Source organism: Paenibacillus xylanexedens, assembly GCF_007680605.1.
GTDB lineage: Bacteria > Bacillota > Bacilli > Paenibacillales > Paenibacillaceae > Paenibacillus > Paenibacillus xylanexedens_B.
This window is the reverse complement of the sequence record NZ_VEIO01000006.1, coordinates 30733-37733: the sequence shown is the minus strand read 5'-3', so window position 1 is coordinate 37733 and position 7001 is coordinate 30733. Positions and strand designations below refer to the sequence as shown.

General features: G+C 50.0%; 3 protein-coding genes. All 3 read right to left on the bottom strand.

Annotated features, from left to right (window positions below; all coding sequences use genetic code 11):
- Positions 1-28: 28 nt before the first annotated feature.
- The 3 genes from FS818_RS21850 to FS818_RS21840 are packed head-to-tail and all read right to left on the bottom strand — an operon-like array spanning position 29 to position 6886.
- The gene (locus FS818_RS21850; RefSeq protein ID WP_145334672.1) at positions 29-1762 is read right to left on the bottom strand and encodes an ABC transporter ATP-binding protein; all 1734 of its coding nucleotides are present in this window, start codon (positions 1760-1762) and stop codon (positions 29-31) included.
- On the bottom strand, positions 1759-3588 hold the full coding sequence (locus tag FS818_RS21845; protein ID WP_145334670.1) for an ABC transporter ATP-binding protein: 1830 nt from the start codon (positions 3586-3588) through the stop codon (positions 1759-1761). Before FS818_RS21845 ends, FS818_RS21850 begins: the two co-directional genes overlap by 4 nt.
- Positions 3578-6886, bottom strand: coding sequence for a non-ribosomal peptide synthetase (locus FS818_RS21840; RefSeq protein ID WP_145334668.1), 3309 nt, complete (start codon positions 6884-6886; stop codon positions 3578-3580). Before FS818_RS21840 ends, FS818_RS21845 begins: the two co-directional genes overlap by 11 nt.
- Between the last annotated feature and the right edge of the window lie 115 nt (positions 6887-7001).

Sequence of the window (7001 nt, the reverse complement as noted above, 5' to 3'; positions counted from 1 at the left end):
CCCGTTTTAGAGATTGTTTGTAGATAAGCTAACCGTACAGCCGGGCGTAATAACCTCCGAGTGCGAGCAGCTCCTGATGACGGCCCCGCTCAACGACTGTTCCTTGGTTCATAACCGTAATCAAATCCGCATGTTCCACGGTGCTGAGACGGTGCGCGATAAGAATCGTCGTACGTCCCTTCATCAATACGTTCAGAGCCTGCTGTACCCAATGCTGGGATTCGTTATCCAGTGCAGAGGTTGCTTCGTCCAGCAGGAGAATCGGTGCATTCTTAAGAATCGCTCGCGCAATCGCAATGCGCTGTCTTTGTCCGCCTGACAACGATGCGCCTCTCTCTCCCACCGACGTTTGATACTGCTCAGGAAGTTCCTGAATAAAATGATGAGCGTATGCCGCTTTGGCAGCTTCCACAACTTCTTCATCCGTAGCTTCCGGCTTGCCATAGCGGATATTTTCCTCGATTGTGCCTGTAAACAAGAACGGTTCCTGCGGAACGTAAGCAATCTGCCTGCGGATTTCATCCAGCGTGTAATGGCCAAACGCTTTGCCTTGGAGCAAGATTTCTCCGCTGTCCACCGGATAAAAACCGAGCAACAGCTTGATCAGTGTGCTTTTGCCGCTGCCGCTGGCTCCCACAATTGCTGCAACTTGGCCGGGAAATACCTTCATGGACATGCCTTCAAGCACCTTTTTATCCATCTGATAGGAAAATTCCACATCGCGAAACTCCACCGCAGCATCCGAAAAATGTTTGCTGTCTGGAGATCCCAGTCGCTCCGGTTCCTCTTCCTCTGCAAGTACCTCTTGAATCCGGTGAGCCCCCGCGAGCGAATTCTGGGTCATGGACAGAACCATCCCCAGGTTCAACAAAGCGTGTGTCAGATTCACTTGCAAAACGGCCAGAGCAGCAACACTCCCCATTCCCATCAGTCCGTAGGCATAGAGAAGACTACCGATGACGATAATGCCGCAGAACGTAACGTAGCTAATAAAATGATTCACCGCAGCCTGCATGCCGTTCTTCTGCGCAGTTTGCCGAAGCGTCTGGGTCATCTGTTCGTTCAACGCCTCATACTGGCTATAAATCGAACGGATGCGGAACAGTTTCACCATTTGAATGCCACCCATGAAATCTTTGAATTTTTCAGTCATTTTACCGAGCGTTTGCAATCCTTGTTCGGACAAGACACGAATATCTCGTGCAAATTTCAGGCTGACCGCGGAGGACAATAGTAGAATAACGAAAGATACGCCAGCAAACCGCCAGTCAATTAGCACCATGGAAACAATAGAGCCGATGCAAAAAACAATTTGTAGCAACAAAACGAAGTAAACCTGTGAAAATGTAAACTCAACTGTCGTTACGTCATTGTTCACCCGTGACAACAAGTCCCCATGGTGGGTTTGCTCCAGGAATTTCGGACGGACCCGGCACAGCTTGTCATAAAGTCGCTTTCGGATGTTCAGTACAGTCAACTCAACACTCCGCTGGTACAAGTAAATGAACCAGGGTGAAATAATATTTTCCAGAAACAGCGCCGTGCCCAAAATGATAAAAGCATTCACCATCAGGGACGTATCTCGGGACACGGCGAAATCAACCAAATTATGTACGACCAAACTGAATGCGATCAGAAACAATGTTTGGGTGAGCGCCGTTACAGCCAGGCCAGTGGCGTACTGCGTTTTTTGCTTGCGGTTCATAAATGTCAGCAAATAGCCAAGTTCTTTAACTTGTGAGAGCCATCCGCCCTTTTTCATGTGTGCGCCACCTCCCTGCGTTCGGCGGACTCGGTAAACTCCTGGTAGTAAGACTGGGCATACAACCCATTCATCCCCAGCAATTGTTCATGAGTGCCCTTCTCCACAATATTCCCCTGTTCCATGACCCAAATCTCGTCGACACTTTGTACCGTAGAAAGTCGGTGAGCAATAACCATCGTTGTTCTCTGTTCCATCAATACACCCAGTGCTTTCTGAACCGCACTTTCCGACTCCGGATCAAGGGCCGACGTAGGCTCGTCCAACAACAGCACAGGAGCATCCTTTAAAAAAGCCCGAGCCATGGCGATACGCTGACGTTGCCCACCGGACAAAAATCCGCCGCGCTCTCCGACATACGTTTGGTATCCATCAGAGAGCTTCATAATGAAGGAATGCGCCTGAGCAACTTTGGCAGCTTCAATAATCGCTTCCATCGATGCTCCCTCCTGCCCGTAGCCAATATTTTCGGCAACCGTACCGCTAAACAAATACGAATCCTGAGTGACCACGGAAAAATGTGACCGCAGTTGCTCCGGATCGGCACCATCAATCCGGCTGCCGAACACGCGAATTTCACCTTGGCTTTTCTCTGGTAGTGGATAAAAGCCGCAAATCAGCTTAAACACCGTGCTCTTCCCTCCACCGCTCGCTCCGACAAGAGCAATCGTCTTGCCTTCCGGTACAGAGAAGCTCACATTCCGCAGGATCGGAGAGTGATCTTCATATCCAAAGGTTACGTTCTTGAATTCAATAGGCGTTGCGTTCGCTTTCGGAAGGAAACGGCCATTTTCTGTTTCAGTTGGTTGCTCAACGATGTCGGAAACCCTTCTTAAGGCACCGGCCATTTCGAACGTACGCGTGATAAGCTCGGGAATATGTTCCAGCGGTTCAAGACACAGATTCAGCAAGTATAAGAAGGCAACGAGTTCTCCCGCGCCTAACTGCCCTTGATAGATCAAATAACTTCCGTAACTGACTGCGAAAATGATCGGACTGATCATCAGTGTAGAAAGCAACGGGTTAACCCAGGCTTCCCGCTTTTTCACGGCCAGTTTTTTTTGAGCTGTCAATTGCAACAACACTTGGTAGGATCGAGATAACATCCCGGATAACAGGTAGCTTTTTACAATAGGCATCCCCCCAAGCGTATCCTGGAGGTTCACGTTCATTCGACCCATATTGGTCTGAGCTTCCTCCGTCAACCGCTCCAATTGCTTGCCAATCCATTGAGAAACCAGCAACGCTACCGGAAATAACAGCAGACTGTACAGCATCAGCTCCCATTGGAGGTAGATCAAATATGCGAAACAGCCAATAAACAATAGCGGGTGATAAAACCACTGGGCAAAATCCCGAATCATAAACTGCTGGATGAGTTGCAGATCATTGTTGATTCGCGACAGCATGTCACCGGAGTGCTGCTTTTCCAAATCGGAGACCCGAAGTTTGCCAATATGACGCATGACATCGTTACGGACATCCTGAACCGCGGAAGCACTGCTTCGCTCCACGCCAAAACTCATGAAAAACTTCGCTGGTACACCGATCAGGATGACCACAAAGACCGCGTAAACGATCTGCAGTACGATTGGCCCTGCCCCTTTCTCGGCCTGCGTGGTCAGTTGCTCAATCAAACTTCCCGTCCATATCTCAATGACAGCCGCAGCAATGGCGGACAATGTGCCGACGATCATCCAGCCCTTATGACGGCTTACATAGGACATCAGCCAGCGGAACGCTTTCCATGTCGCGTAAGCGGTTTGACGCTTGGAAGGTTCCGCGGTAACTTGTTCTCGAACAAATGGCTGCTGGTCAGCTTCCATGCAGTACTCCAGCCTCCGCCTCAATCTGCCGCTTAACTTGCTCTAAAATATCCCGGATAACATCAGCTGTTTCGTCCACACGGGAAAGCTCTAATAATTCCTCGTGCGCGCCTTCGAGACGATAATCGGTGTAAGCTTGCTTTGTCGCACGCCGCCAGGACGGTAATTGGTGCTCCAGACGAAACGCCTCGCTGTCCTTCGCAATCAGTTCATAAATCCGGGCCGAGATCATTCCAGTATTAATAAGCTGTGCCTCATACATCAAGGTCGCTTTGACCTTCCGATGAACCCTCTCCCGTACGAGTGAGTTACTCATTAATTCCTTCTCCTCTTCGTCAAATTCAGCAAGCATTTCTTCAGCCTCTTTCTCTGACCTTTCAGCTGGTGTCAGCGTTTCCTTAATCCACGAGTCCACCATAAGCACATCCGCTACGACATGCCCTCTTTTCTCCATCGCTTTAGCTACCTCAAACGTCAGGTTGCCTCCGAAGCAATAACCGAGTAACACGTAAGGCCCTTCTGGCTGGATGCGAACAATTTCATCGACATAGCGGTTTAGCATGGACTCGTAACCGGTGGCATCGTCGATAAAATCAATGCCGTAGAGCATGAATCGTCCATCGAGCCTACTTGCGAGTTCTCGGTAACCTATGCCGAAGCCGCTACCGGGAGGGAAGCAGAATACGTTAAGATCACCTGTTTTATTCAACTTAATGAAAGAGTCTCCCCCTTGATCCAGCCCCAGATCTCCCTCTCCAAAAGCCATGGCTTCAACGGTGAAATGATGGAACTCGCGGTTCAGCGGGATCTCAATTCCTGTTTCATCGTAAACAGCTTGAACGAGCCTCATCAGGCTTAACGAATTGCCACCGAGCTCAAAAAAGTTATCCTTTACTCCGACCTGCGGAACGCCAAGCGTATCTTGCCACACACGGGCGATTTTCATCTCAAGCAGCGTTCTCGGCGCGACATATTCGGCTTCCCTGGCCGCGGCTTCCCCTGGCGCGGGCAATGCTTTGCGGTCAATTTTCCCGTTCGAGGTCAGCGGCATCTGCGAAAGCTGCACGAAGTGCGAAGGAATCATATACCCCGGAAGCTGCTTGGAGAGTCCCTCCTTGAGTTCATGCGCCGAAAGCCTTGTTTCTGCGACGTAATAAGCAACAAGAAGCTTATTACCGTTCGCATCTTCGCGATCAAGCACCTTGGCTTCCTGCACAGCTTCCATCTTCAGCATCTGGTTCTCGATCTCATCCAACTCAATCCGGTACCCACGAATTTTCACCTGATGATCGATCCGGCCCAGATATTCGATATTGCCATCCGGCAACCAAGTTGCCAAATCACCCGTGCGGTACAGTTTCTCCCCCTTCACAAACGGGGAATCCACGAACTTCTCCTCTGTTAGGTCCGGACGGTTCAGGTATCCTCTCGCAAGGCCTTCACCAGCCACGAACATTTCGCCCGCTACACCCATTGGAACGGGTTGACGGTTTACATCCAGGACATATACACGAAGCGTAGGAATAGGCTTGCCGATATTACTCTTCGCCGCGTCTATTTCGATCCACGTAATTTCCTTATATGTCACATGAACGGTCGTTTCCGTAATGCCGTACATGTTGATCAGCTTTGTCTCCGGGTACTTCGTCTTGTAACCCTTGAGTAACAACGGACTGAGCGCTTCGCCTCCGAAGATGACGTTACGAATCCGTAGATGATATGCATGATCGACCAAAACCTTACGGAGCAGCTGGTAAAAATACGTTGGCGTCTGATTCAAAATCGTGACTTGTTCGCTGCTTAGCAGCGCCAGAAAATCAGCGGGACTTTTCGCCGTAAGCGGTGGTACGATAACCAGCTTACCTCCATTCAGCAACGCTCCGTACATTTCCCAAACAGAGAAATCAAAGCAGAAGGAGTGGAACAGTGTCCATGTGTCGGCTGGCCCGAAGTCAAACAAGTTCTTGTCGTTAAACAGAAGGCGCACGACGTTTTTATGCTCAATTAGGGTTCCTTTAGGTTTACCGGTCGTTCCAGACGTGTATATAACATAGGCCAAGTTTCCCGATCCAGATATCGGTTCTAAGTTCGAAGAGTCCCGTGTAGCTTCGGAGCTGAACCCATTCTCTTCCCAAACAAAATGATCTAATTCAAGCCGAGTCCCTGCAAAATCGGTCTTTTCATGCAAATGCTTCTGAATCAGTAATAACGGTGCGCCTGAATCTTCAATCATGAAGCGGATGCGCTCCTCTGGATAATCGGGATCAACAGGCACGTAAGCCCCGCCGGCTTTGAGAATCGCTAGGATGCCAACAACCATATCAATCGAGCGTTCAGCTAGAATCGCGACCAGTTGGTCGGCTTTGACTCCTGTCTCCCGCAGCTTCCGCGCAAGGCGGTTGGAACGTTCGTTTAATTCGCGGTAAGTCAGCTGCGCATTATTCATGACAACGGCTACGTTGTCCGGGTAAAGCGCTGCCCGTTCTTCAAACAAGCCGTGGATGGTTTGCGCACGATTAAATCCGGTTTCGGTGTCATTAAATTGATTCAGGAGCGTTTCCCTCTCATCTGGAGACAGTACATCAGCTTGTCCAAGTTCCAGATCCGGCTGAAATAAAAGGAAGGATAGTAGTCGAACCAGATGGTCGGCTGCCTGTTCCACAAACGCATGATCATAGCGCTGCCCGTCATAGCTTATCTCCAACTTGATCGAACTGTCTTCGCGGTCGAAGCGAAAAGTCATATCGTTCACCATCCGGTTGCCCGGCGGTTCGGGATGAATCGGGGCGAAGGAGACTACCGTATTAATGACTGGAAAGCCATCCTTCGTGTAACCCAGATGGAGCGGCTCCACCATTTTCCGAAAAGGCAGGTGCTGATGCTCCATTGCCTCGCCGATAGAGGTTTTGATTCCCCCAAGCAGCGTTTTAAGCGTCGTCTGATGGCTTACAGCCGTTTTGATGATCAGGATTTCATGCGGCGGCTTCGCCCCATCCGGTTCTGCTTGATAGGAAGGCATACCGACCAGTACTTGACCCTGGCCTGTATATTTGAACAGCAGGCCTTTTACTCCTGCCAAAACAACCATGTATATCGCCAAATCGGAACCACTCGCTAGGCCAATCATTCTCTCCGAGAGTTCGCTTGGCAGAGTTCGGTCAAGCAAGCCCGGTTTGGCCTGGACTTCCCCACTTGCCGATAATTTGGAGGATTGACTGTAAGGAAGGAAGCTCAGGCTATCACCGGCATCAAACTTGCTGCTCCAGTATCGTTCTTCCTTTTCAAATAAAGATTTCATGGATACCTCCCCTAAAATGAAGTGACCGCATGCCCCGCGCAGATCCAAAAACGTTTGTTTTCGGATCTGTGCATGTATGGGCTTGCATGTTGTTCGCCATCTTACTTGGGACGCG